Source organism: Mycobacterium shottsii (assembly GCF_010728525.1).
Taxonomy (GTDB): Bacteria; Actinomycetota; Actinomycetes; order Mycobacteriales; family Mycobacteriaceae; genus Mycobacterium; species Mycobacterium marinum.
In genome coordinates, this window is the sequence record NZ_AP022572.1 from 1,806,923 (window position 1) to 1,832,398 (window position 25,476).

Consider the following 25,476-nt stretch of genomic DNA (forward strand, 5'->3'; position numbering starts at 1 on the left):
TCCTGAAACGACCGCCCGGCAAGGCGGCTGGCGCCCGGTCCGGAGGACATATCCCGCTAGGGCGACCCGTTTTGACCCGGTGTGCCGCCAACCTGGCCGGCGCTGCCGCCCTTGCCGCCGCTTCCGCCGTTGACGCCGTTGCCGCCGTTGCCGTACGGCGACGCTTCGTAAGTACCGTTGATGACCAACCCGGCGTTGCCGCCGTCACCGCCGTCGGCGGCCGCGACGCCGGCACCGGCATCGCCGCCATTGCCGCCCGCGCCGATGAGCCCGAGCCCGCCACCACCGGCGCCTCAGCTGCCGCGGTTACCCGTGGGCGCCGCGCCACCGTGCCCGCCGGCACCGCCGATGCCAACCCCCAATCCACTGGCGGCCCCGCCCGCACCGCCGTTGCCGCCCACCCCACCCGTCCCGATGGCGGCTCCACCGTCTCCGCCGGCACCGCCGCTGTAGGCGCCGAAGAGCGGCGTCGTCCCCGAGCCACCATTGCCGCCGGCCCCGCCGATTCCACCGGCACCGGAGGCCCCACCACCGGAGCCGCCGTCGCCGCCATGCGCCACACCGAACCCAAAGAAGTCGAAATTCTCGACGACGCCACCATTTCCGCCGCTCCCAGCGGTCCCGGTGGTCGCCGTGCCGCCGTCGCCGCCCGCACCGCCCAGGTTCACGTCGATGGCAAAGATGCCCTCGGAAATGCTGACGCCGCCCGCGCCGCCGTCGGCGCCACTAGTACCCGAACCGCCGTGCCCGCCGGCACCACCGATACCGATGTCGATCCCGATGGGGCTGTGGGCGACGGCCACTCCGCCGTTGCCGCCGAGTCCACCGCCGCCGGTGGAAGCATCGCCGCCGGCGCCGCCGGCCCCACCGATGCTGAAAAACAGGCTCTCCGCACTGCCACCGGATCCACCGAACCCGCCGAAACCACTGGTACCGGCCTGACCCTGACCTCCGGATCCGGCAAAGGCGGCCAGCACTGCGTGGGCACTACCGCCCCCACCACCGTCACCGCCGTTGCTGCCGACACCGGTACCGGCGCCGCCACCGTCGCCGCCCGCCGCGATCAACCCGAAACCCGTCCCGCCGAGACCGCCAGCGCCGCCGGCACCCGAGCCCACGGCCGCCAATCCGAGACCACCAGCGCCGCCGGCCGCGGCGGTCGCGCCGGCACCGGTGGCCGCCCCACCAACCCCGCCGACTCCGCCCACGCCCGAGCCCACGATCGCCACGCCGAGGCCACCACTGCCGGCGGCCCCAGCGGTGGCGCCCACGCCGGTGGCGGCCCCACCGGTGCCGCCAGCACCGCCATGGGCCGCGGCAAAGCCGACGAAATCGAGTGCGACGCAGCTGCCGCCGCTACCGCCCGCCCCGGCCATCCCCGTGCTCGCCGCACCGCCGATGCCTCCACCGCCGCCCTGGCCGAAGGCGATTACGACGTAGCCCGAATAAGCGGAACCACCGCCACCTCCGGCACCGCCCGTAGCGCCGGCGCCCCCGTGCCCGCCAGCACCGCCGACGTTGAAATTGATCCCCGCGGGGATACGAGCGGTGGCCATGCCTCCGGCGCCGCCGGCACCGCCGATTCCCGTGGTGGCATCGCCGCCGTGTCCGCCGGCCCCGCCGAGGCTGACAATCAGGCCGTCCGCGTTGCCTCAGGCGCCGCCGACTCCGCCGGTTCCGCTGCTAGCGGCGCCGCCATCGCCACCGCCTCCGCCGATCGCGATGAATGCCCCTCCCGCGCCTCCGGCCCCACCGGCCCCGCCGTTGCCGGCACCGCTGGCAGCCCCGCCGAGTCCCCCGGCCCCGCCGCCGCCCCACAACCATCCGCCGGCGCCGCCGGGGCCGCCTGCCGCGTCGGCGCCTCCGGCACCACCAGCCCCGCCGTTGCCGATCAGCCCGGCCGATCCACCGGCACCCCCGGCCATCCCCGCCGAACCCGATCCGCCGTTGCCGCCGTTGCCGAACAACAGCCCGCCGGGTCCGCCGGCGTCCCCGCTTCCCGGGGCACCGTTGGTGCCGTTGCCGATCAGGGGGCGCCCCAACACGGCGGCGGCGGGCGCGTTGACCATCCCCAGCAGGTCTTGCCCGAGGGTCTGCAACGGCGCCGTATTAGCGGTCTCGGCGGCCGCATACATCCGAACGCCACCGGTCAGCGCCTGGACGAACCGACCGTGGAACGCCACCGCCTCAGCGCTCACGGCCTGGTACTGCAGGGCATGGTCGGAGAACAACGCCGCGATGGCGGCCGACACCTCATCACCGGCAGCGACCATCAGCCGGGTGGTCGAAACCGCGGCTGCCGCATTGGCCGCATTGATAGCCGCACCGAGACAGGCCACATCCGTGGCGGCCGCCGTCAAGGTGTCCAGGGCCGCGATCACACCAGACATGAGCTCCCCTTACCCCGGCCAGCCGTCGATCCAGATTCAAGCACAACTCCGGTGCCCTATCCGGGGATTGCGCTGACAGGTACTCCGGCCGACGCAGCCGCGGCTTCGTGGCACCGGCCAGCACCGCCCCCGGCACGGGGCCTGGATTGAAACTCCTTGCAGGACTGGATGGTTTGATGCTGACCGCGCTTACGCCAGTGCTACCCAACTGGCCGGCAGCATCGGCACCCGCGCGCCGGCGCACGGGTAGGCGCCGCCGACGGTGACCAACCCACCGGCCGGCAGGGTTGTCGGGTTGGGCATGGTTGCGGCGAATCCGACCAGGCCAACGCCTTGACCGGGCGCCGCGGCGGCTGCGGCGGTCACCGCTGCCGCGCTCGTCAGCACCCCCAGTGAACCCACCGCGGCATCCGCGACCGGCGCAGCCGCAACGGCCGGCAGCGCCAACCCCGCGGCAAGATTGGCACCCAACGCCCCAACCGAGCCCAAAGCCGCACCGCCACCGAGAATCCATTCGATCACCACGGCGACGACCAACAACGGATCGAACACGATCTGCAGCGCCGGCAGTACGACAAAGCCAAACCAGAGCATCGCGTAATTCCATAGCAGGGAAAGCGCAACGGAAAAGTGGCCGGTCAAGAAATCCAATAGCGCCAGCAGCGGGAGTTTCAGTCCGTACGTCGACAGCACAACGATGCCGACAATCAATTCAAATACATTGATGAATTCGGCTCCGACCAGCGTCGCCAACTCGAGCAATAACCGCTGGATCGGCGTTTCAGCGACAGCCTGGACGACGGCGCTGGCGAATTGCGCTGCGGCATCGGCCCCGGGCTTGATGATGACCGGCGCCGGGGGCGTGCGCGGTACGGCGAGTAGCGCATCAGCCGCAACCGCCTGGTAGACGCTCATGGTGGTGGCGGCTTGGATCCACATCCGCACGTAGTCGACCTCGTTGAGCGCAATGGGGATGGTATTGAGGCCGAAGAAGTTGGTGGCCACCAACACCGCGTGGGTGGCATGGTTAGCCGCCAACTCGCCCAGCGTCGGCATCGCGGCCAGGGCGCCGGTGTAGGCCGTCGCGGCGGCCTGATCGGCCGCTGCTGTTGCAGCACTGTCGGCGCTGGCCTGCATCAACCAGGACAGGTACGGGACATAGGCCGCGATGCAACACTGCGCGCTGGGGCCGTCCCAGGCGCCGGCTTGGACACCGGTCAATATCGCGGCCAGTTCTTCGGCCACCGCCAGGTATTCGGCGCTGAGCTCCGTCCAGGTTTGCGCCGCCGCCAGCAGTGAACCTGGTCCCGGCCCCGCGCTCAGCAGCGCCGAATGCACCTCCGGCGCAGAAGCCATCCACAGCGGCGCTGTCATGTCGAGTCCGCCGGGCCCGCGCTTCGCCCCTCACCGCGGCCCCCGAACGCCGTTGCCGCCCGCAACGGCGGCCGCGTCGCCGAACCGACAGTCAGCGACCCACCGGGATCTGCTTGAACGCCCAAAACTTGTCCTCGAGATGTGTCATATTCGCAGGCTGCACCGGGCCGCCGGCGCTGGAATAGCCAATCACGGATCGCGTATTTCGAATCGATCTAAACAATCCGTTCGCAATGCCTGCAAGATCTGGTTAATTCGTTCTCGTTTTAACGTGATAAAGAAAAACTATGAGCGCAGGCGGCCTCGGCCACCGGCCCGATCTCCGGGCACCGTTGGCCCGGCCGCGCCCGCATCTGGCACCTCTCTGCAAGCGCCGTAGTGGCAGGCTGGATACTGGCCCGATTCATGTAATCAACCCAGCGATAAGGAAGTCAGCGTGCCAATCGCCACGACCAACCCGGCGACCGGGGAGACAGTCAAGACTTTCACTGCAGCATCCAACGATGAGGTCGATGCAGCGATAGCGCGCGCCTACGCGCGGTTCCAGGACTACCGCCGCAACACCACGTTCGCCCAGCGCGCCGAGTGGGCTCACGCCACGGCCGATCTGATAGAGGCCGAGGCTGACCAGACTGCCGCCCTGATGACGCTTGAAATGGGCAAGACGATCACATCGGCCAAGGCCGAAGTCCTCAAGTCCGCCAAGGGTTTTCGCTACTACGCCGACAACGCTGCGGCGCTGCTCGCCGACGAGCCCGCGGACGCCGGCAAGGTGGGCGCCTCTCAGGCCTACACCCGCTACCAGCCGCTGGGTGTGGTGCTGGCCGTGATGCCGTGGAACTTTCCGTTGTGGCAAGCCGTCCGGTTCGCCGCGCCCGCTCTGATGGCCGGCAACGTCGGGCTGCTCAAGCACGCCTCGAACGTGCCCCAGTCCGCGCTCTACCTCGCCGACGTCATTGCCCGCGGCGGCTTCCCGGACGGCTGCTTCCAGACGTTGCTGGTCTCCGCCAGCGCGGTGGAAGGCATCCTGCGTGACCCCCGCGTGGCCGCGGCCACGCTCACCGGTAGCGAGCCCGCGGGTCAGTCGGTCGGCGCCATCGCCGGCGACGAGATCAAGCCCACCGTGCTCGAGCTCGGCGGCAGCGACCCGTTCATCGTGATGCCGTCGGCGGACCTGGACAAGGCGGTCAGCACGGCGGTGACCGGACGGGTGCAGAACAACGGCCAATCCTGCATCGCCGCCAAGCGATTCATCGCCCACGCCGACATCTACGACGCGTTCGTCGACAAGTTCGTCGAGCAGATGTCGGCGCTGACAGTGGGTGACCCGACCGATCCGCAAACCCAGGTCGGTCCGCTGGCAACCGAACAAAGCCGCGACGAAATCGCCCAGCAGGTCGATGACGCCGCCGCGGCCGGGGCCGTGATCCGCTGCGGCGGCAAGCCCCTGGCCGGCCCCGGCTGGTACTACCCGCCGACGGTCATCACCGACATCACCAAGGACATGAACCTCTACACCGAAGAGGTCTTCGGCCCCGTCGCCTCGGTGTACCCGGCCGCCGACATCGATGAAGCGATCGAGATCGCCAACGCCACCACCTTTGGGCTGGGATCCAATGCCTGGACCCAGGACGAGGCGGAGCAGCGCCGTTTCATCAACGACATCGAAGCCGGCCAGGTCTTCATCAACGGGATGACGGTCTCCTACCCCGAACTCCCATTCGGCGGCATCAAGCGGTCCGGCTACGGCCGCGAGCTCGCCGGGCACGGGATCCGCGAGTTCTGCAACATCAAGACCGTCTGGGTCGGTTAGAGGCGCGCCAGCTTCGGCTTAAGGGCGACGTTTTGCAGGAAGGTTCGAGCAACGTCCTGCGAAACGTCGCCCTGGGGCGACGGCCTAATGCCGCCAGCGGCGCGCGCGCCCACACGCGCGTCAGGTGACCTTTCGAACCTCGACGGTCAGGCTCGGGGAGTATGCCGCCGTCAGCACCGCCACCAGTCGGCGCACGGCCAGCGCAGGCTGCTCCGGGGTGGGCTCATCGAGCCCGAGGATAGGGTCCAGACCACGCATGTAGGGCGCCAACGCCAGGTGCGGAAAAATCATCAGCAGCAGCGACAACAACGCATCGGTATCCGAATCCGCACGCAGATCCCCGCGGGCCAGCGCGTCTCGCACCAGCGGCCGCAGCACCTCCAGGTAATGACGATGTATGACACCGCGCACGCTGATGCGGGCATCGGTGTCGACCTCTAGGGTCGCGGCGGCGTGCAGCGCGCGCTCGCGCGGGTGCTCGGCGAAGTAGGCCACCCAGCCGTCGAGTAGGTCGGTGAGGAATTCGAAGAATGGCCGGCTGGAGTCGAGTTCCCGGATCAGACCTTCGATGTGGGTGCGCACCCGCTGACTGGCGATGTCGGCGATGTACGCATATAGGTCACGCTTGTCCGCGAAGTACTGGAACAGGCTGCCCTTGGCGACCCGAGCCCGGCGGGCAATGACGTTCAGGCTGCCCTGGGAGAAGCCGTGTGCCCCGAATTCGGCCTCTGCCGCTTACACGATGGCCGCCCGACGAGCCGGATCCACCCGCGCCCAAGTCACCGTCGGCATCAAGCCTCCTCGCGCCAATGACCGTTGGTCATTTCACTGCGCGGGGCTCACGGTCAACGATTACCGCCCCGCACCGAGGTTGCCACGGTTTTACCGAATCAGGGGCGCATTTCGTAGGCGCCGTTGAGCGGCAGGACGTGTTCCTTCCAGACCTGGTCGTAACGCGCCGCGTCATGCGCCGGGCGGCGGATCATCCGCATCGCGAACTGGGCCTGTTGGTCGGTCGTGGCCGCCTTGTCATTGAGTTCGACGGCGTAGCTGTTGAAGTCCCGGACCAGCAGGCCGAAGATCTCGTCGAGCAGCGCCTCGTCCACGCCCGACAGCGGCGCCTCCTCCAAGATCAGCTGCGCATAGGGCACCAGCAGGAAGATCTGGCCGACGCCGAACGCGAAGTCGATGTCCTTCTGTTGGGATGCATCCGGGGTGGCGCTGGCCAGCATCTCGGTCAGCACGTCGATCTGCTCCCGCAGCAGCGCGACATTGGGCAGGTGACCATAGCTGTCGAACGGGGCGCGCCAGTCGTGGAAGCGCACCTTGCCCAGCCCGCCGGTGGGGCCCTGGTTGAACAGGAAGGTGTCGTCGGCCGCGTCGTCGCGACGGGGAATCAGCGGCAGCGCGGCGTCGGGGGCGAACAGGAAGTTGGGCATGAACTTGTCCAACAACCCGATATTGATGTGGACGGTTCCCTCCAGCCTGGGCAGCAGGCCGATCTCGCGGGCCACGGTCTCGAAGAAGGTGTCCTTCTCCACTCCCTTGGCGGCGATGACGTCCCACAACGCGGCAATCACGCGCTCGCCCTCGCTGGTGACCTTGGCCTTGGTCAGCGGGCTGTAGAGCAGGTAGCGGCGGTCCTCGGCCGAGGCGCTGCGCATGTAGTCGCTGGCCCGGCTGGCCACCAGCCGCATGGCGACCAGGCGCGCATAGGCGTCGGTCAGCAACCGGCGCACGTGGCTGAAGTCGGTGACGACGGTGCCGTAAAGGTGGCGGTTGGCCGCGTGCGTGATGGCCTCGTAGAAGGCGTGGGTGCACATGCCGACCGCGCCCCAGCCCAGGTTGTACTTGCAGACGTTGACCGTGTTGAGCGCGGCGTGGAAGGCCCCCATCCCGCGGTGCAGCAGGTCAGCCTCGGTGACCGGGTAGTCGTGCAGCGCGTAATTCGCCACGTAGTTCTGCGAATTCACCACGTTCTTCTTCAGCTCATACCGATCGTGCTGCGAGTCGGCGGCGAAGAAGACGTACTCCGGTTCCTTTGACGAGTCCTCGATCTTGCCGAAGGTCGAGACCATCCGCGCAACGTTGGCGTTGCCGATGTAGTACTTCTCGCCGCTGGCGGTCCAGCCGTGCTCGGACGGCGTCAGGATCATGTCGGTCTGGTAGACGTCGGCTCCGTGGGCCTGCTCGGACAATCCGAAGGCGAAGACCTCACCCTGCTCCAACTGCGCGGCCGCCTTGCGCTTGGCGTCCTCGTTGTCGCTCATCCAAATCGGGCCCAGGCCCAAGGCCGTCACCTGGAACGGGTACCAGTAGCTCAGCCCGTAGAAACCGATAATCTCGGCGAACTCACTGATCCGGTAGGTGTCCCAGCGGCAATCGTCAGCGCCATATTCGGACGGCGTCAACAACGAGGCGAAGATGCGGTGCTCGGCGATGTGGTTGAGAAAGTCCGAGTACCAGGCCCGGTCGTGGTCGTCGCGCTTGAGGCGCGCCTTTCCGCGGGACTCGAAAAAGTCCACTGTCGCGGCCATGATCTCCGCCGAGCGTGTGTCCGGGTATTTGCGTTGCAGGCGGTTGGGGTTGAGCAGCATGAGGGGAGCTCCCATGACTTGACTTCGAAAAGGACGAGCTTAGACGGTACGCCACGCGCCTCACCGCGACCGCGCCGGTAGGCACAAACCGTCGATAACGCCAGGTCGAACGGCTAAAGCCAATCAGCAATTCGGCTGAAATTCGCTGCGTTCTTTCCGTTTCCAGCCGCCACGAATGCGTATTCCGGCGGTCGCCACATCCACCACACCGTAATAGCGGTGAGCCATTCCCGGCCCCCGGTGCGGCCGCGCGGCGCGAAGGATTTGGCCGGTTCGAGCACGGAAATAAGCCAGGCAAACACCCCTGTTGGCCAGGCCATTATCGACCTAGCATCGCTAATGTGTCAGCGCTAAATACCGCTCGCGGACCCATCGATACCGCTGATCTGGGCGTCACGCTCATGCACGAGCACGTGTTCATCATGACCACCGAAGTCGCCCAGAACTACCCCGAGGCGTGGGGTAACGAAGAGAAGCGGGTGGCTGATGCGATCACCCGGCTCAACGAATTGAAGTCGCGCGGTGTGGACACCATCGTCGACCTGACCGTGATTGGCCTGGGCCGCTATATCCCGCGCATCGCCCGGATCGCCGCCGCCACCGACCTCAACATCGTCGTGGCGACGGGCCTCTACACCTACAACGACGTCCCATATCGTTTCCACTATCAAGGCCCCGGTGGGATGCTCGACGGCCCGGAGATCATGACCGACATGTTCGTCCGGGACATCGAACAGGGCATCGCCGACACCGGCGTCAAGGCCGGCATCCTCAAGTGCGCCACCGACGAGCCCGGCATCACCCCCGGTGTCGAGCGGGTATTACGTGCGGTGGCCCAGACGCACAAGCGCACCGGGGTGCCGATCTCCACCCACACCCACGCCGGGCTGCGACGCGGACTCGAGCAACAGCGCATCTTCGAAGAAGTTCGAAGAAGAAGGTGTCGACCTGAGCCGGGTGATCATCGGACACTCCGGTGACACCACCGACGTCGGCTACCTCGAGGAGCTCATCGCCGCTGGCTCCTACCTGGGGATGGACCGCTTCGGCATCGACCTGATCCTGCCGTTCGAGGACCGAGTCAACATCGTGGCGACGATGTGCGAGCGTGGCCACGCCGACAAGATGGTGCTCTCCCACGACGCCAACTGCTATTTCGACGCGCTGCCCGAGGAACTGACAGCGGTGGCCACGCCGAACTGGCACTACCTACATATCTACAACGACGTGATCCCGGCGCTCAAAGAACGAGGGGCGACCGACGAACAGGTGCACACCATGCTGGTGGACAATCCGCGCCGGATCTTTGAACGACAGGGCGGCTACCAGTAGCGACGCGTCCCCGCTCCAGGCGCGTCCACGGATAAGCCAGCAAATTCATCGAAGTCCGGCGAAGCGCCGGATCGGCAACCCGGAATGCGATATGCTCGCCGCGCGGCCGAATACTCAATCCAGCTGACCAGGCACGATGGTCGGTAAGCGGGAGAAGAGAGGGGTAGCAGCGTGCCCTTTGTGGTCACGATTCCCGAGCAACTGTCAATAGCAGCAACAAATCTGGCGAACATCGGTTCGACCATCAGCACGGCCAATACGGCCGCGGCCGCCCCCACCACCACGCTGCTAGCCGCCGGGGCTGACGAAGTATCGACGGCCATCGCCGCACTGTTCGGCTCACACGGCCAGGCATTTCAGGCACTGAGCGCCCAGGCCGAAAACCTGCACGGACAATTCGTCACGACCCTCAACTCCAGCGCGTTCTCGTATGCGAGTGCCGAGGCCGCCAACGCGAGCCAGAACCTGGTCAACGCGCTCAACATGCCCGCCGAGAGGGTGCTGGGCCGGCCCCTGATCGGCGATGGCGCCGACGGCGCGCCCGGGACCGGACAAGACGGTGGCGACGGCGGCATCCTGTGGGGCAACGGCGGCAACGGCGGCAACGGCGGCTCCGGCGCGCCCGGCCAGCGCGGCGGCGACGGCGGGGATGCCGGGCTGTTGGGCAAGGGCGGTTACGGCGGCAACGGAGGAGCCGGCCAAACCGGCGGGACCGGCGGGTCCGTTGGGCTATTCGGCAACGGCGGAGGCGGTGGCGGCGGCGGAGCTGGCGGCGGCGCCGGCGGACTCGGCGGGGATGCCGGCCTGGTGTTCGGCGTCGGCGGACCCGGCGGCGACGGCGGCGACGGCGGAGGTACCGGCGGGGCGGGAGGAGCCGGCGGCACCTTCTGGGGCCCGGGCGGCGCCGGCGGCAGCGGCGGCCACGGCGGAGCAGGTATCGTCGGCAACGGCGGGGTAGGTGGGCCGGGCGGCGCGGTGTTCGGTATGGGCGGCGACGGCGGGCAGGGGGGCCTTGGCGGCTCTGGCGGCAGCGGCGGAGCAGGCGGCGACGGCGGCTTGCTGTTCGGCACGGGCGGGCAGGGCGGCGAAGGCGCATCCAACAACAACACGGGTGGAGCGGGCGGCAATGGCGGCCTGCTGTTGGGTGACGGCGGGCAAGGCGGGGCGGGCGGAAAGGCGAGCGTCGGCGGCGGCGGGGCCGGCGGCGGGGCCGGCGGCGGGGCCGGCGGCGGCAGCGCCGGCCTGCTGATCGGAAACGGCGGAGCCGGCGGCGACGACGGCGACGGCGGGATAGGAACCACCGGCGGCGGGCACGCCGGAGCCGGTGGCGGCGCGGCCCTGCTCATCGGCAACGGCGGCGATGGCGGACAGGGCGGCAACGGTATCAATGGCACCGGCGCGAACGGCGGGGCCGGTGGCGATGCTGGCCTGCTGCTAGGCACCGGTGGCAACGGCGGGGGCGGCGGGACCGGCACGGGTGCCGTGGGTGGAAACGGCGCGGCTGGAGGCAAAGCCGGCCTGATCGGCGGCGGCGGAAGCGGCGGGGCCGGCGGGAACGGCGGCAACGGCGGCAACGCCCAGCTGATCGGCAACGGCGGCCACGGCGGACATGCGGGAATCGGGGCAATTCGGGGCACCGCTGGTACCGGCGGCTACGGCGGGCTGCTGCTTGGCCAGAACGGGTCGAACGGGTCCGCTTAGCAGGGTGGGCTGCGTGTGCTGCTGAAGCCGCGGGGTAGGATTTCATTCGCCAGAGGTTCGAGCTCCTAGCAGACGACTGAGCGCATCCTCGTTAATGATGGGGATGCCGTACTTGCGCGCCTTCCTTGCCTTTCCAGTGGCCGAGTCGGGATCGGCAGCGACCAACAGGCGCGCCCTGCGGGTAAGCGACCCGACCTCGATGCCGCGCTGAGCTAGTTCTGCCTCCCACTCAGACCGGGGGCGCCGCATCGACCCCGTGAGGCATAGAACGTCGCCCGCCGCCAACGCGAACTCGGTGCAGGCCGAACGTGCAGAAGCCATTGCCAGAGAGGCATCCACGCGGTCGGCGGACAGCCCGAGGAGTTCAGCGACCTGAAGCAGGTCAGCGCGCTCGTCGTCGGTGACAACCCCATCGGCAACCGCAACCCTCGCCATCGACCGCAGGTAGTCGTGGTGGATCTCGTCGAGCAGCCGACGCGAGAGGCCCAAGCTGTCGGCCATCTCAACCAGCGCATCCTCCTCGTGGCAGGACAGGTAACAGTCGAGGAGGGCGGATTCGAGGATTTCGAGGTAGGACTCGACGCGAGGGTCGTCCTCGTGGGGCATGCGCGCGACGATGCGATCAAGCCACCCTGCCGGGGGACGTGGAGGCGCTGCCCCCCACGCCGCGCGCGCCACCAACCGCACTTCCGGGCCGGCCACCTGCGGCCACTCGAAGTCCTCGGCGCCGTCTATCTCCTTAGCCCACGGCGGCGGGCTCCCGCAATGGTCGATGAGGTACTTCAGCAGACTCGCCGTAGCCCGGGCATCCGCGAGCGCGCGATGGGCGTCAGTGAGGACGACGCCAGCGGCATCGCAACAATCCGGCAGCTTCCGCGACGCAGCCGGAAGCAGGCGACCGGCCCACCTCATCGTGCACAATCCGGTCAGCCACGGGTTATCCAACGGCACTCCGGCCCGACGCAACTCTGCCAGCAAAAATCGCTGATCAAAGTTGACGTTGTGGGCCACGAAAACCCGCCCACGGAGGTCCCGCAACAACCTCGGGATGATCGCCTCGAAGGCGGGCGCGCCGAGTACGTCACGCGCCCGGATCCCATGCCTCTCGGTAGCACCAACATCGCGATGAGGATTGATCAGAGTTGACCACTCGTCCTCGATGTCCCCCTCCGCCGACAGCAGCACGAGGCCAACCTCGACCACACGGTCGTACTCGGCGGCGAATCCGGTGGTCTCGAAGTCCAGGACGGCAAAACCGGCCACGTCTACTACTCCTCGATTCGGCGGCTCCCATCCTGCCGAAGAGTAAACGGACCCCCAACAGGAAGCCTGACGTTCAACCAAATTAGAACGCGCGGCGGGAACTACTTGAAGTCATGGAGTTCACCACGGGACGGCTGTGGGGCCAATGTTTGACTCGTTCTGTAGAGAATTACCCACCAAGGAACGGCCCGCTCCCCGAGCAGCAACGGCGACTGCGTAAAGAGGGGCTGTTGCCCGAACTCGTCCCAAAGGGGCATTGTTCGGGCGATCGTGGAATCACGAGGACTCAAAGATGACAAATAGGGATCACCGCGTCAGCGGGCCGCGCGGGATCATGTAAGCGCTCCAAATGCCCCCGTGTGGACCGGGCGCTTTTGGGAAACAATTTGGGGACAACAAGATTCGATTCTCACTCAGGTCGGTGATCGTTCGGGGCACGTCGGTCACGAAGCAGCCAAGCCGGTCGATGGCAGCAACGACCACGGTGTCTCCAAGGCGCGAATAGTCGGGCATCGCCGACAACCCGGTCGGGCAGCCTTGGCCGACCCCACAGTTTGTCGGCAGTGACGCGTTCCAAGGCATGCCTGGTCGCAGCAAGCGCCACGAGCAGGGCGTCGAGGTCCTGACCGGTGGTGCTGACGCAGGCGTAGCCCAGGATTGCTGTCAGACCCCGAAATGTCTCAGTGTCCACCGACGGCGGGGATTCGAGACACGCGCCGTGAGACAGGAAATGAGACACCGCGACTTGGTCCGATAGTCAAGGGGAGTGGTCCGAGGTTGGCTGTCTCGAATCTCTAGAAAAGAGACATCCGTAGCTGGTCTAAGTAGCGTCACGTCGAGCAAGACTCCCGCGCGACCGCAGGGCACGGAACCGCGCGTGATTGAGCCATTGTGGCGCGATGGCCATCTGGCTTGCGATGTGAGTTGTTATCCATGAGCTCGCCGTTAAACCCCCGAGAATGCAACCGGGTCAGCTGCGGGTCGAGGTCCCTCAGCTAGAAGCCACGGCCGGCGAATGGAGTCAACGAAGCGCCACTCCGGCCGCCTTAACACCCCCTTCACCAGGACAGCCGTTTCAGCCCACCACAGCCGCGGTGAGCAGTGCCCACACAGCTATTGGCCTCGCCGCAGCAGCGCTTACGACCCGCACCCAAGAGACAATCGTTGCCGTCGAGACCGGTGCGACACGGTATGCCACCAACGAAACGACCTCAGCAGCCGAGATGGCTGCCGTGCAACCCAGGTTGGTCTAGGTCCTGTCTGCTAATTGCGGACGCGGTGGTAGGTGATGATGGCGGCCAGGGTGGCACCGCTGAGGTAGGTCAGGGCGTATTTGTCGTAGCGGGTGGCGACCGCTCGCCAGTGTTTGAGCCGGTTGAAGCTTCGCTCGACGGTGTTGCGGTGCTTGTAGATTCGGCCTGAGAACCCCGGAGGCCGTCCTCTGTTGCGGCCTTTGGCTTTGCGGCGGGTGATCTGGTCGCTGCGCTCGGGGATGGTATGGGCGATCTTGAGCCGGCGCAGCTGTGCCCGCGTCGAGTCATGGGAGTTCGCCTTGTCCGCCAGCAGGCGATACGGGGCGTATGAGTTGCTGCGCCGGGCGGCCAGCAGTGGCCAAAGCATCGGATTATCACCGGCTTGACCGGCCGACAGTGCCAGGGTGACCGGACTGCACAGCTGGTCGGTCAAGGCGTGGATCTTGGTAGTCAGCCCGCCGCGGGAATGCCCAATGGCGTGGTCATCGGGCTCATGGAGATATTTCTTGTAATTCGATAGATCCCCCTGTGCGGCGCCCGGGGCGCGCTCCGGCTGCGTGTTGGTGGGCGCGCACACTGGTCGAATCGACCGACAACAGTGCGCCCAGGTCGGCGTCCTCGGCGTCGAGGTCAGAGGCGATCGCCGCGAAGATCCGCGCGTAGATGCCATCGACCGACCAGCGTAGATGCCTCTCGGCCACCGATTGCCAGGGACCGAAGTGCTCGGGCAGGTCACACCACGGAGATCCCGTACGGTAACGCCAGATAATGCCCTCCAGAGTACGTCGATGATCGTTCCACGGCCGGCCACGCCGCCGCCCCGCAGGCAACACCGCCACGATCAGCGACCACAAATCATCAGAAATCGCATGCGTCCGCATCACCCAAACAGCATCAGCCAAAACACCATTCACATTAAGCAGACACGCCCTAGGCCCGCCTCGGCTACCCGATTTCTGTCCTCTGCCAATCCGCTACGGGCGGTCCCCGAGTTCGTCTCGGTAGCCCGCGATACGGCGCTCGATCTCCGCGGCGTCATCGTGGCGGCCCTGCTTGTGCGCGAGTTCAGCGCGGACGGTCAACTCGCGGATCGCGGTTCGGATGTCGCTAATGCTGGTCGTTTCTCGCATCACTGCGGGGTACCCGGCGCGGCCCCGGGTCTAACGCCAGGGCCGCCAAGTCAGCGTCGGAACAGCTTGTTGCCCAGCCACACGACCGGGTCGTACTTGCGGTCGACCACGCGCTCCTTCATCGGGATCAGTGCGTTGTCGGTGATCTTGATGTTTTCCGGGCATAGCTCGGTGCAGCACTTGGTGATGTTGCAGTACCCCAGGCCATGCGCCTCTTGTGCCTCGTTGCGCCGGTCCCGAGTGTCGAGGGGATGCATTTCCAGTTCGGCGATGCGCATCAAGAACCGCGGACCGGCGAACGCCTTCTTGTTCTCCTCGTGGTCGCGGATGACGTGGCAGACGTTCTGGCACAGGAAGCACTCGATGCACTTGCGGAACTCCTGCGAGCGCGCGACGTCGACCTGGGCCATCCGGTACTCGCCAGGCTGCAGCTCCTTGGGAGGCGCGAAAGAGGGAATCTCGCGTGCCTTTTCGTAATTGAACGAGACATCGGTGACCAGGTCGCGAATCACCGGGAAGGTGCGCAGCGGCGTCACGGTGACGATCTCGTCTTCGGCGAAGGTCGACATTCGGGTCATGCACATCAGTCGCGGCTTGCCGTTGATCTCCGCCGAGCATGATCCACACTTGCCGGCCTTGCAGTTCCAGCGCACCGCCAGGTCGGGCGTTTGGGTCTGCTGCAGACGGTGGATGACATCGAGCACCACTTCACCCTCGTTGACCTCGACGGTGAAGTCGCGCAGCTCGCCGTTGCTCTCGTCGCCGCGCCACACGCGCAAGCTCGCGTTGTAACCCATTACGTTCTCCGTCCTGGATGGTCGGCCAACTCTTCGGCGGTGTAGTACTTCTCGAGCTCGGAAATCTGGAAGAGGTCCAGCAGGTCCGGCCGCATTGGTACTTGCGGCTGGCGGGTGATGGTGATGTGGGAACCGTCGGTGGCTTCCTGGGCGGCCCGGCAGACCAACAAGACGTTGCGCCAGTTCGGGTCCATGCCGGGATGGTCGTCGCGGGTGTGCCCGCCCCGGCTCTCGGTGCGTTCCAGCGCGGCCCGAGCCACACACTCGCTGACGGTCAGCATGTTGCGCATGTCGATCGCGAGGTTCCAGCCCGGGTTGTACTGGCGGTGGCCTTCGACCTGCACATGCTCGTAGCGTGCCCACAGCTCCCGTAACAGGGTCAACGCTTTGCTCATCTCGTCGGCGTTGCGGATGATGCCGACCAGGTCGTTCATCAGGAACCGCAGGTCCATCTGCAGCGCGTACGGGTTTTCCGGAGCGGTGCCGTCGGTGGGCCCTTCGAACGGCGCCAGGGCCAGCCTGGCGGCGGCGTCGACGGACTCAGGTGAGACGGTCGGACGGCTGCTCAGCGCGCGCACGTAGTCGGCGGCGCCCAGGCCGGCCCGCCGACCGAAGACCAGCAGGTCGGACAGCGAGTTCCCGCCCAGCCGGTTGGAGCCGTGCATGCCGCCCGAGCACTCGCCGGCGGCGAACAGCCCGGGGACCGTGGCCGCGCCCGTGTCGGCGTCGACCTCGATGCCGCCCATCACGTAGTGGCAGGTCGGCCCGACTTCCATCGGCTCCTTGGTGATGTCGACCGCGGCCAGCTCCATGAACTGGTGATACATCGACGGCAGCCGGCGCTTGATCTCCTCGGGAGTCAGCCGCGACGCGATGTCGAGGTAGACGCCGCCGTGCGGGGTGCCCCGGCCCGCCTTGACCTCGGAGTTGATGGCGCGGGCCACCTCGTCTCGTGGCAACAGGTCAGGGGTGCGACGGGCCGAGTCGTTGTCTTTGAGCCACTGGTCGGCTTCTTCGGCGGTCTCCGCGTATTGGCCTTTGAACACCGGCGGGATGTAACCGAACATGAATCGATCGTCATCGGAGTTCTTGAGCACCCCGCCGTCGCCGCGAACACCTTCGGTGACCAGGATCCCCTTCACACTGGGCGGCCACACCATGCCGGTCGGGTGGAACTGAACGAACTCCATGTTGATCAACGTCGCGCCGGCCCGCAGTGCCAGGGCATGCCCGTCGCCGGTGTACTCCCAGGAGTTGGACGTGACCTTGAAGGACTTGCCGATCCCGCCGGTGGCCATCACCACGGCGGGCGCCTCGAACAGGATGAAGCGGCCGCTTTCCCGCCAGTAGCCGAAGGCTCCGGCGATCCGCCCGCCGTTTTCGGGACCGTCTTTGAGTAGCTCGGTGATCGTGCATTCGGCGAACACCTTGATCCGAGCCTCATAGTCGCCGACCTCGGCGAAGTCCTCCTGCTGCAGCGACACGATCTTCTGTTGCATGGTGCGGATCAACTCCAGGCCGGTGCGGTCACCGACGTGGGCCAGCCGCGGATAGGTGTGCCCACCGAAGTTGCGCTGGCTGATCTTGCCGTCTTTGAGGCGGTCGAACAGCGCGCCGTAGGTTTCGAGCTCCCAGACCCGGTCCGGGGCTTCCTTGGCGTGCAGTTCGGCCATGCGCCAGTTGTTGAGGAACTTCCCGCCTCGCATGGTGTCGCCGAAGTGGGTCTTCCAGTTGTCTTTGGGGTTGCTGTTACCCATCGCGGCCGCGCAGCCACCCTCGGCCATCACCGTGTGGGCCTTGCCGAACAGCGATTTGCACACGACCGCGACTTTCAGGCCGCGCTCGCGTGCCTCGATGACCGCCCGCAGCCCCGCGCCGCCGGCACCGATCACGACAACGTCGTAGGAGTGCCGTTCGACATCAACCATTGAAAACCTCGCTCAGCTATTTCTTGATAAATCCTGAAACGGCTTGTCAGCCAATAAATCTGAGATCTGTGATGGTGTTAGTAGCCACCAGCATGATGTAGAAGTCGGTGAGCGACAGGGTGCCCAGCGTGATCCACGCGAATAGCATGTGCCGGGTATTGAGCTTGCTCACTTGTGTCCAGATCCAGTAACGCACTGGGTGTTTGGAGAAATGTTTTAGACGGCCGCCGGTTGCGTGCCGGCATGAATGGCAGGAAATGGTGTAGGCCCAGAGTAAGAGCACGTTGGTCACCAAAATGACATTGCCTAAACCGAATCCAAAACCCGTGGGCGAGTGGAAGGCCATAATTGCGTCGTAGGTGTTGATAAGTGACACCACTACCGCAACGTAGAAGAAATACCGATGGCTGTTCTGAATGATCAGCGGCAGACGGGTTTCCCCGGTGTAGTGCGCGCGTGGCTCGGGTACCGCGCAACCGGTCGGCGATTGCCATACCGAACGATAGTAAGCCTTGCGGTAGTAGTAGCAGGTGAGCCGGAAACCGAGCAGGAACGGTAATACCAGACTTCCCAACGGAATCCACCAGGGAAAGTGCCCGAACCAGACACCAAGGTGGCTTGCGCCCGGTGCGCAGGACGCGCTGACGCACGGCGAGTAAAAGGGTGTCAGGTAATGGTATTTCTCCACCCAGTAGCCACTGCCCCAAAACGCCCGGTTGGTGGCATAGACGATGAACGCCAGGAATCCGATGTTGGTGACCAGCGGCGCCCACCACCAGAGGTCGGTACGTAGCGTCCGCTGCGGGATTTTGGCCCGGCTGGGTGAGAAAACGCCAGCATCAGGACGGTTCGCCGTGGGTGCGCTCATCTAGTGTGATCCTCTTCGAGTGGTATCTCGTCGAAGGGTACACAGATAGAGGACCCTGATTTCGGCGGGGCTTGATTGTCAGTATCTACTGTGACCCCCGACACCTTCGTCGTCGACATCGCGCCAGAAATCGCGGTCATAGTCGGTGTCGGGGATGGCGATCTTCTCGACGGATTGCTGCACCGAAGCTCGATCCAGGTCCAATTCTGCGATATCGGTGTCGAGTAATTGGATGTCGGTGAGGATCCGATCGGCATCGATGACGACGCGGCGCATGCCTAAATCGTCGCCGTATCGCGACTTCAGCGAGGTCACGCACCGCCTCAGATCGCCGATGAGATCGTGCAGTTCGGCGAGTTCGTTTGTGGGGGACAACGCATGCTCCCTACGGGCTGATGGTGTTACGGATCACAGTACGCCCACCGATACTATCCACAGTCTCTGCCAGACGGCAGTCAAGATATAGCGCGGGCAGGAAACCAAGGTCGCCATGCCATCCGAGCAAGGTTTAAATGTCACCGCCGAGCGCGCCCTGGCGTTGCTCGCGCTGCATCAGCCCGGCAACCCGGTGGTGCTTCCGACGGTGTGGGACGCGTGGTCGGCGCGGCTGGCCGCGAACGCGGGCTTCGCCGCCCTGACGGTGGGCAGCCACCCACTGGCCGATTCGATCGGAAAACCTGATAACGAGGGGATGTCGTTCGACGACGTGCTCGCCCGGGTTGCGCAGATCACGGCGGCCGTCGACATCCCGGTGTCGGTGGACATCGAATCCGGGTATGGGCTGGATGCGCAGCGGTTGATCGAGGGCTTGCTGAGCGTGGGCGCTGTTGGGCTGAACATCGAAGACACGGTGCACTCCGAAGGCGCAAGACTGAGGTCTCGCCGCGAACACGCCGAGCTGGTCGGCGCGTTACGGTCGGCCGCCGACGCGGCCGGCGTGCATGTCGTCCTCAACGCGCGCACCGATCTTTTCCTGCGTCGCGACGGTGACCCGGCAGACCGCTTCGAGCGGGCCGTGGCGAGGTTGACCGAGGCCGCGGCCGCCGGCGCCGATGTGCTGTACCCGGTGGGCCGTCACGACCCGGATACGTTGCGGCGGTTGGCGGCGCAGTTGCCGCTGCCGATCAACGCGATCGCGCTGCCCGACCAGGACGATCCAGCCTCATTCGGCCGGTTGGGTGTCGCCCGGATCAGCTTCGGCCCCTTTCTGCAGGCCGCCCTGTCCGGCCGGGCGACCGAGCTGCTGGCCCGCTGGCGCTGACCGGAGTCGAATGCCGCTGATCCGGCGGAGCCGTTCACTCCGCCGGATCAGCGCGCCCGGCGAGCCGGCCGGACCTACTTGGTGATTGCGATGCGCTGCGGCTCACTCGCCGCCGGATCCCGGTAGGCGCCTTGCACCCGCACGGTCAGCACGCCCGCGTCATAGGAAGCCGAGACGGCCTCGCTGGTGATGTGTTCGGGCAGCTGGAACGACCGGCGGAACGATCCGTACCGGATTTCGTGCAACGTGCGGCGGTCGGCTTCCCCAGCTTCCTGGGCGTGCTCGTCGCGGTGTTCGCCGCGAATGACCAGCTCGCCGCGCTCCACCTCGACATTGACGTCGTTTTCCACGTCCACGCCGGGCAGCTCGAGGCGGACCACCGCGTCGTCGCCGTCCTTGACGATCTCTGCGGCCGGATTGAATCCGGTGGCCAGCGGCTTGTACCAATCGGATGCCGCCGCTGGTCCGAAGAAGTCCCGCAGCCAGCGATCGGTGCTCCAGGCCGGACGCGACCACAACGCGAGATTGCTCATCATTTTCTCCTTATGCTTCCGTGTGAGTTAGCTGTGTCCGGCTCCTCGCCGGTCGGCTACTAGCAAGAACATGAGTCGACCACGCTAAAGTTCCACCTGGGGCTTCGCCCAGAGCGAACGGGGTCACACAGTCCGTTGGCAGGTGTGAGCGCCACGTCACCCACGTGTCACATTTGGCGATTTTTCGGTAATTTCCCGCCCCTAGCCTTCATGCCATGGCCCCAGGCGGAACTGTGCGTGCGCACGATGCGAACCCCGGTGTCCCGCGACACGTCATCGTGGTGGGACACGGCATGGTGGGCCACCGGATGGTCGAGGCGCTTCGGGCCCGCGACACCGACGATCGCTGGCGGGTCACGGTGCTGGCCGAGGAAGCGGATGCGGCATATGACCGCGTGGGCCCGACCTCCTACACCGAAACCTGGGATCGGGCTCAGCTGGCATTGCCGGGCAACGACTACGCCGGTGACGAGCGGGTTCGGGTGTTGCTGAACACGCGGGTCACCGAGATCGACCGCGCGGCCAAGTCGGTGGTCACCGCCGACGGCACGCGACACGGTTATGACGCCCTGGTGCTGGCCACCGGGTCCTACGCCTTTGTCCCTCCGGTGCCCGGCCATGACCTGCCCGGCTGCCACGTGTATCGCACGCTCGATGACCTCGACGCTATCCATGCCTGCGCCGAACGTGCACTGCGCGATGGCCACGGTGGCGCCGGCGTGGTCATCGGCGGCGGCCTACTCGGGCTGGAAGCCGCCAACGCGTTGCGCCAGTTCGGGTTGCAGACGCACGTCATCGAGATGATGCCGCGGTTGATGGCCCAACAGATCGATGAGGCCGGGGGCGCGCTACTGGCCCGGATGATTTCCGACCTCGGGATCGCTGTGCACGTCGGGACGGGCACCGACTCGATTGAGTCTGTCGAGCATTCCGATGGCGCGACGTCGCTACGGGTGCGGCTGGCCGGCGGCGACGTCATCGACGCCGGCGCATTGATTTTCGCGGCGGGTATCCGGCCCCGCGACGAATTGGCCAGGGCGGCCGGCCTCGCGATCGCCGAGCGCGGCGGCGTGCTCACCGATCTGTCCTGTCAGACAAGCGATCCCGACATCTACGCGGTCGGTGAGGTGGCCGCCATCGAGGGGCGCTGCTACGGATTGGTCGGGCCCGGCTACACCAGCGCCGAGGTGGTGGCCGACCGGTTGCTCAACGGTGTCGCGGAGTTCCCCGAAGCCGACCTGTCGACCAAGCTCAAGTTGCTCGGCGTTGACGTGGCCAGCTTCGGCGACGCGATGGGCGCTACCGAGAACTGCCTCGAGGTAGCCGTCAACGACGCGGTGAATCGCACCTACGCCAAGCTGGTGCTCTCCGATGACGCCAAGACGCTACTTGGCGGCGTGCTGGTGGGCGACGCTTCCGCGTACGGGGTGTTGCGCCCGATGGTCGGCAGTGAGTTGCCCGGCGATCCGTTGGCGCTGATCTCGCCCGCCTCTGGCGACGGTGCTGGTGCCTTGGGCATTGGCGCACTGCCCGATTCGGCACAGATCTGTTCCTGCAACAACGTCACCAAGGGCGAGCTGAAGTGTGCGATCGCCGACGGCTGCGCCGATGTGCCCGCGCTCAAGGCGTGCACCGCGGCCGGTACCTCGTGCGGTTCGTGCGTGCCACTGCTGAAGCAACTGCTGGAAGCCGAGGGGGTCGAACAGTCCAAGGCGCTCTGCGAGCACTTCAGCCAATCGCGCGCGGAACTCTTCCAGATCATTTTGGCTACCGAAATCCGGACCTTCTCGGGACTGCTACAACGCTTCGGTCGCGGAAAGGGTTGTGACATCTGCAAACCCGTGGTCGCGTCGATCCTGGCGTCCACCGGGTCCGACCACATCCTGGACGGCGAGCAGGCTTCGCTGCAGGACTCAAACGATCACTTCCTGGCCAACATCCAGAAGAACGGTAGCTACTCGGTGGTGCCGCGGGTCCCTGGTGGCGACATCAAGCCCGAGCATCTGATTCTGATCGGCCAAATCGCTCAGGAATTCGGGCTTTACACCAAGATCACCGGCGGCCAGCGGATCGACATGTTCGGTGCGCGAGTCGATCAGCTGCCGCTGATCTGGAAGCGGCTGGTCGATGCGGGCATGGAGTCCGGCCACGCCTATGGCAAGGCGTTGCGGACGGTGAAGAGCTGCGTGGGTAGTGACTGGTGTCGTTACGGGCAACAGGATTCGGTGCAGCTGGCCATCGACCTGGAACTGCGTTACCGAGGCCTGCGGGCGCCGCACAAGATCAAGCTGGGCGTTTCGGGTTGCGCGCGCGAGTGTGCCGAAGCCCGCAGCAAGGACGTCGGCGTCATCGCCACCGAAAAGGGCTGGAACCTGTACGTCGGCGGCAATGGCGGCATGACCCCCAAGCATGCTCAGCTGCTGGCCAGCGACATCGACACTGAGACGCTGGTCCGCTATATCGACCGGTTCCTGATGTAATACGTCCGAACGGCCGATCGGCTACAGCGCACCGCGCCGTGGGTCGAATCACTCGAGGGCGGACTCGATCACGTCCGCGAGGTCGTGTGTGACGACTCCTTGGGCCTGGCCGAAGAGTTCGAAGCGGCGGTGCAGCGCCACGCCGCCAACTACAAGTGCGAGTGGAAGGGCGTGCTGGAGGACCCGGACAAGCTGTCGCGGTTTGTCTCTTTCGTCAATGCCCCCGACGCCGCCGACCCGACAGTGACATTCACCGAGCGTGCGGGACGTAAAGTTCCTGTCTTCATCGGCATTCCGCGGGTCCGATCATGAAGTCGCGAAGATTCTAGGAGGTAGTGTGACACTTCTCAACGACATTCAGGTATGGACCACTGCCTGTGCATACGACCATCTGATCCCCGGCCGGGGTGTGGGTGTGCTGCTCGATGACGGCAGTCAGGCGGCTCTGTTCCGGCTGGACGACGGCTCGGTGCACGCGCTGGGAAACATCGACCCGTTCTCCGGTGCGGCCGTGCTGTCCCGTGGCATCGTCGGTGATCGGGACGGCCGTGCGGCAGTTCAATCTCCGATTCAGAAACAGGCGTTCGCGCTCGACGACGGCAGCTGCCTTGATGATCCACGCGTTTCGGTGCCGGTGTACCCGGCGCGTGTCACTGCGGAAGGCAAGATTCAGGTCGCGCGGTTGGCCGCCTGACCGGGTCTACGGATTTGGGCGTGAGCCCACGGATCCGGCGGTGCAGCCGGGGCCGTCCAGCTTACGATGTGACGCCCCATGCGCACGGTCAAGCCCCAGGATGCCCGCCCGATATCGTGGCAGGCGGCTTGGGCGCCTACCCCCGGCTGATGTCGCCGACAAGGTAGTGCTGCATGGTGGGGCCGATGGCGTCCACCAACGCATCCACTGACATTGAATGCATTGGTTCGGAGCGCAACCCGTAGCGCATGATGCCCAAGCCGACCAATTGCGAGGCACATAATGACGCGCGGACGGCGATCTTATCCGCGCCGAGCATTTTGAGTAGTGGGTTGAAGATGGGCCCGATGAACATCGACTGGACGATTTCGGCCGTCTTGGCCAGGCCGGTGGAGGCGACAGCGCTGGCGGCGAACGGGCCGCCGCCCGCCGCGTCCCAAGTGGTGATCAGCATGTACAGAGTCCGGCGGCCGACCTGGTTGACACTGCCGGCGACAATCTTGTCGATGAACTCCGGTGTGCCGAAGGGCAAACGCAGCATCTTCGCCACCGGATCGAGGAGCCCGCGGGAGGGCTCTTCGTTATTGGCCATGGTGTCAGGATCACCCGGGTATGGTCAAAGATCCGGCAAGCATCACGAAAAATGCCCGTGAAGCGTCCTCGGTGGATCACGTAAAAATGCCCGCGAAACGGTCGATCCTCGGCAGGCATGGGAAGTGGGCTGTCGATGTCGTCTCGGGCCGAGATCACCGCGAAGTTCGCCAGGGGGTATGTGGGGGCGCCGAAGGCGGACAAGGGGCAGATTCTGGATCAGGTGGTGGCGGTCACCGGCTGGTCGCGTGACAACGCCCGGCGGCGGTTGAGGGCGGCGGCCGCGCCGCCGGGAGCGGGTCGGCAGGTCGCCAAACGGACTCGCCGGCAACGCAATCCGAAGTACTCCTAGGATGCGCTCAAGGTGTTGCAGAAGGTGTGGGCGGCCTCAGGCGGGCAGTGCGGCCGGTATCTGGCCGCTTCCATGGCACTTCAGTTGGATGCTCTAGAACGCCACGGCGAACTGGTGGACGGCCGTGACCGTTACGGCCCGGCGGTGCGTGCCGAGCTGTTGGCGATGAGCAGCGCCACGATCGACCGCTACCTGCGCGGCGCCAAGGCCCGCGACCAGATCTCGGGTGTGTCGACGACGAAACCCTCCCGCTGCTGCGGTCCTCGATCACCATCTGCAAAGCAGGCGATGAGGCCGAAGAATCTCCGGGGTTCTTCGAAGGCGACACCGTGGCGCACTGCGGCCCGACACTGAAAGGTGAGTTCGCCCGCACGGTCAACCTCACCGACATGCACATCGGCTGGGTGTTCACCCGCACGGTGCGCAACAACGCCCACCCCCACATCCTGGGCGCCCTCAAAACCGGAATTACTAAAATCCCCTATAAGGTAACGGGTTTGGACTTCGACAACGGCACCGAATTCCTCAATAAGGCGGTCATCAAGTGGGCCGCGGACATGGAGATCTTCTTCACCCGCTCACGGCCCTACAAGAAGAACGACCAGGCCACCATCGAGTCCAAAAACAACCACCTCGTGCGTCGCTACGGGTTCTACTACCGCTACGACACCGACGAAGAACGCGCCGTGCTCAACCGGCTGTGGCACCTGGTCAACGACCGGCTCAACTACCTGACCCCCACCATCAAACCCATCGGCTACGGCTGCAGCCGCGACGGTCACCGCCGCCGGCTCTACGACAAGCCCCAGACCCCCCTGGACCGGCTGCTGGCCGCCGGAGTCCTCTCAGCGGCCCAACAAACAGAGCTGCTCACCTACCGCAACAGCCTCAACCCCGCCGCGATCGCCCACCAGATCGCCGACCTGCAAGCCGCCCTGCTCAGACTCGCCAAAGACAAGACCGAACAGCTCTACCTCGCCGCCATACCCGCCGCTCTACCCGCCCTCAAAGCCGGCATCCGCATCAAAAGCAAGACCACCAGCTGACCCCGATTTCGCGGGCATTCCTTACGTGATGCATGAACCAGGTTTCGCAGGCATCTTGACTTGATGCATCACG

General features: G+C 66.0%; 18 protein-coding genes and 5 pseudogenes. 10 read left to right on the forward strand and 13 right to left on the reverse strand.

Features of this window, described 5'->3' with window-relative positions; translation table 11 throughout:
- Window positions 1-56: 56 nt before the first annotated feature.
- Window positions 57-2,390, reverse strand: a pseudogene (locus G6N41_RS29485) (PE family protein).
- A gap of 189 nt (window positions 2,391-2,579) precedes the next feature.
- Entirely contained in the window at window positions 2,580-3,764 is a 1,185-nt protein-coding gene (locus G6N41_RS08505) for a PPE family protein (RefSeq protein ID WP_198967112.1), read from the reverse strand.
- Window positions 3,765-4,200: 436 nt separating this feature from the next.
- On the opposite strand from G6N41_RS08505, the gene G6N41_RS08510 reads away from it, so the two are divergent.
- Window positions 4,201-5,577: an NADP-dependent succinic semialdehyde dehydrogenase gene (locus G6N41_RS08510; RefSeq protein WP_198967113.1), complete on the forward strand. Its 1,377-nt coding sequence runs from the start codon at window positions 4,201-4,203 to the stop codon at window positions 5,575-5,577.
- A gap of 120 nt (window positions 5,578-5,697) precedes the next feature.
- Here G6N41_RS08510 and G6N41_RS08515 read toward each other — a convergent pair.
- A pseudogene (locus tag G6N41_RS08515) lies at window positions 5,698-6,369 on the reverse strand (TetR/AcrR family transcriptional regulator).
- A gap of 98 nt (window positions 6,370-6,467) precedes the next feature.
- Window positions 6,468-8,174, reverse strand: coding sequence for an acyl-CoA dehydrogenase family protein (locus G6N41_RS08520; RefSeq protein WP_198967785.1), 1,707 nt, complete (start codon window positions 8,172-8,174; stop codon window positions 6,468-6,470).
- A gap of 341 nt (window positions 8,175-8,515) precedes the next feature.
- On the opposite strand from G6N41_RS08520, the pseudogene G6N41_RS08525 reads away from it, so the two are divergent.
- Both G6N41_RS08525 and G6N41_RS08530 read left to right on the forward strand, forming a co-directional pair.
- Window positions 8,516-9,506: pseudogene (locus G6N41_RS08525) on the forward strand (phosphotriesterase family protein).
- Window positions 9,507-9,677: 171 nt separating this feature from the next.
- Window positions 9,678-11,207: a PE family protein gene (locus tag G6N41_RS08530; RefSeq protein ID WP_198967114.1), complete on the forward strand. Its 1,530-nt coding sequence runs from the start codon at window positions 9,678-9,680 to the stop codon at window positions 11,205-11,207.
- Between the two features lie 42 nt (window positions 11,208-11,249).
- Here the strand turns inward: G6N41_RS08530 and G6N41_RS08535 are convergent, their stop codons facing one another.
- Window positions 11,250-12,470 carry an exonuclease domain-containing protein gene (locus G6N41_RS08535; protein WP_198967115.1) on the reverse strand — a complete coding sequence of 407 codons (1,221 nt, stop codon included), beginning with the start codon at window positions 12,468-12,470 and terminating at the stop codon, window positions 11,250-11,252.
- A gap of 959 nt (window positions 12,471-13,429) precedes the next feature.
- Between G6N41_RS08535 and G6N41_RS28265 the strand changes: the two genes are divergently transcribed.
- Window positions 13,430-13,723, forward strand: a complete 294-nt coding sequence (locus G6N41_RS28265; RefSeq protein ID WP_231608886.1) for a hypothetical protein — start codon at window positions 13,430-13,432, stop codon at window positions 13,721-13,723.
- A gap of 10 nt (window positions 13,724-13,733) precedes the next feature.
- Here G6N41_RS28265 and G6N41_RS08540 read toward each other — a convergent pair.
- The 6 genes and pseudogenes from G6N41_RS08540 to G6N41_RS08565 all read right to left on the reverse strand — a co-directional run bounded on the left by G6N41_RS08540 (window position 13,734) and on the right by G6N41_RS08565 (window position 18,821).
- Window positions 13,734-14,607 (reverse strand): annotated as a pseudogene (locus G6N41_RS08540) (IS5 family transposase).
- A gap of 90 nt (window positions 14,608-14,697) precedes the next feature.
- Window positions 14,698-14,853 (reverse strand): hypothetical protein, encoded by a 156-nt coding sequence (locus tag G6N41_RS08545; RefSeq protein ID WP_015354256.1) that lies wholly within the window; start codon window positions 14,851-14,853, stop codon window positions 14,698-14,700.
- A 50-nt stretch (window positions 14,854-14,903) separates the two neighbouring features.
- Entirely contained in the window at window positions 14,904-15,650 is a 747-nt protein-coding gene (locus tag G6N41_RS08550) for a succinate dehydrogenase/fumarate reductase iron-sulfur subunit (RefSeq protein ID WP_198967116.1), read from the reverse strand.
- On the reverse strand, window positions 15,650-17,578 hold the full coding sequence (locus tag G6N41_RS08555) for a fumarate reductase/succinate dehydrogenase flavoprotein subunit (protein ID WP_198967117.1): 1,929 nt from the start codon (window positions 17,576-17,578) through the stop codon (window positions 15,650-15,652). Before G6N41_RS08555 ends, G6N41_RS08550 begins: the two co-directional genes overlap by 1 nt.
- 46 nt (window positions 17,579-17,624) lie before the next feature.
- Window positions 17,625-18,446, reverse strand: a complete 822-nt coding sequence (locus G6N41_RS08560; RefSeq protein WP_198967118.1) for a hypothetical protein — start codon at window positions 18,444-18,446, stop codon at window positions 17,625-17,627.
- Window positions 18,447-18,524: 78 nt separating this feature from the next.
- Window positions 18,525-18,821: a hypothetical protein gene (locus G6N41_RS08565; protein ID WP_198967119.1), complete on the reverse strand. Its 297-nt coding sequence runs from the start codon at window positions 18,819-18,821 to the stop codon at window positions 18,525-18,527.
- Between the two features lie 115 nt (window positions 18,822-18,936).
- Here G6N41_RS08565 and G6N41_RS08570 point away from each other — a divergent pair, with 115 nt between their 5' ends.
- A complete protein-coding gene (locus G6N41_RS08570; protein WP_015354257.1) occupies window positions 18,937-19,707 on the forward strand; it encodes an isocitrate lyase/PEP mutase family protein in 771 nt (256 codons plus the stop codon).
- A 74-nt stretch (window positions 19,708-19,781) separates the two neighbouring features.
- Here the strand turns inward: G6N41_RS08570 and G6N41_RS08575 are convergent, their stop codons facing one another.
- Window positions 19,782-20,240, reverse strand: a complete 459-nt coding sequence (locus tag G6N41_RS08575; protein ID WP_198967120.1) for an Hsp20/alpha crystallin family protein — start codon at window positions 20,238-20,240, stop codon at window positions 19,782-19,784.
- A 215-nt stretch (window positions 20,241-20,455) separates the two neighbouring features.
- Here G6N41_RS08575 and nirB point away from each other — a divergent pair.
- Window positions 20,456-23,032 (forward strand): annotated as a pseudogene (gene nirB, locus G6N41_RS08580) (nitrite reductase large subunit NirB).
- Window positions 23,033-23,057: 25 nt separating this feature from the next.
- A complete protein-coding gene (gene nirD, locus G6N41_RS08585; RefSeq protein WP_012392485.1) occupies window positions 23,058-23,414 on the forward strand; it encodes a nitrite reductase small subunit NirD in 357 nt (118 codons plus the stop codon).
- A 136-nt stretch (window positions 23,415-23,550) separates the two neighbouring features.
- On the opposite strand, the gene G6N41_RS08590 is transcribed toward nirD, so the two are convergent.
- A complete protein-coding gene (locus G6N41_RS08590) occupies window positions 23,551-24,006 on the reverse strand; it encodes a TetR/AcrR family transcriptional regulator (protein ID WP_011739380.1) in 456 nt (151 codons plus the stop codon).
- 135 nt (window positions 24,007-24,141) lie between these two features.
- On the opposite strand from G6N41_RS08590, the gene G6N41_RS28270 reads away from it, so the two are divergent.
- The 3 genes from G6N41_RS28270 to G6N41_RS28280 all read left to right on the forward strand — a co-directional run bounded on the left by G6N41_RS28270 (window position 24,142) and on the right by G6N41_RS28280 (window position 25,403).
- On the forward strand, window positions 24,142-24,357 hold the full coding sequence (locus G6N41_RS28270) for a hypothetical protein (protein ID WP_198968069.1): 216 nt from the start codon (window positions 24,142-24,144) through the stop codon (window positions 24,355-24,357).
- A gap of 72 nt (window positions 24,358-24,429) precedes the next feature.
- Window positions 24,430-24,711: a hypothetical protein gene (locus G6N41_RS28275; protein WP_198965176.1), complete on the forward strand. Its 282-nt coding sequence runs from the start codon at window positions 24,430-24,432 to the stop codon at window positions 24,709-24,711.
- The gene (locus G6N41_RS28280) at window positions 24,687-25,403 is read left to right on the forward strand and encodes a hypothetical protein (protein WP_231608822.1); all 717 of its coding nucleotides are present in this window, start codon (window positions 24,687-24,689) and stop codon (window positions 25,401-25,403) included. Before G6N41_RS28275 ends, G6N41_RS28280 begins: the two co-directional genes overlap by 25 nt.
- The last annotated feature ends 73 nt before the right edge of the window (window positions 25,404-25,476 follow it).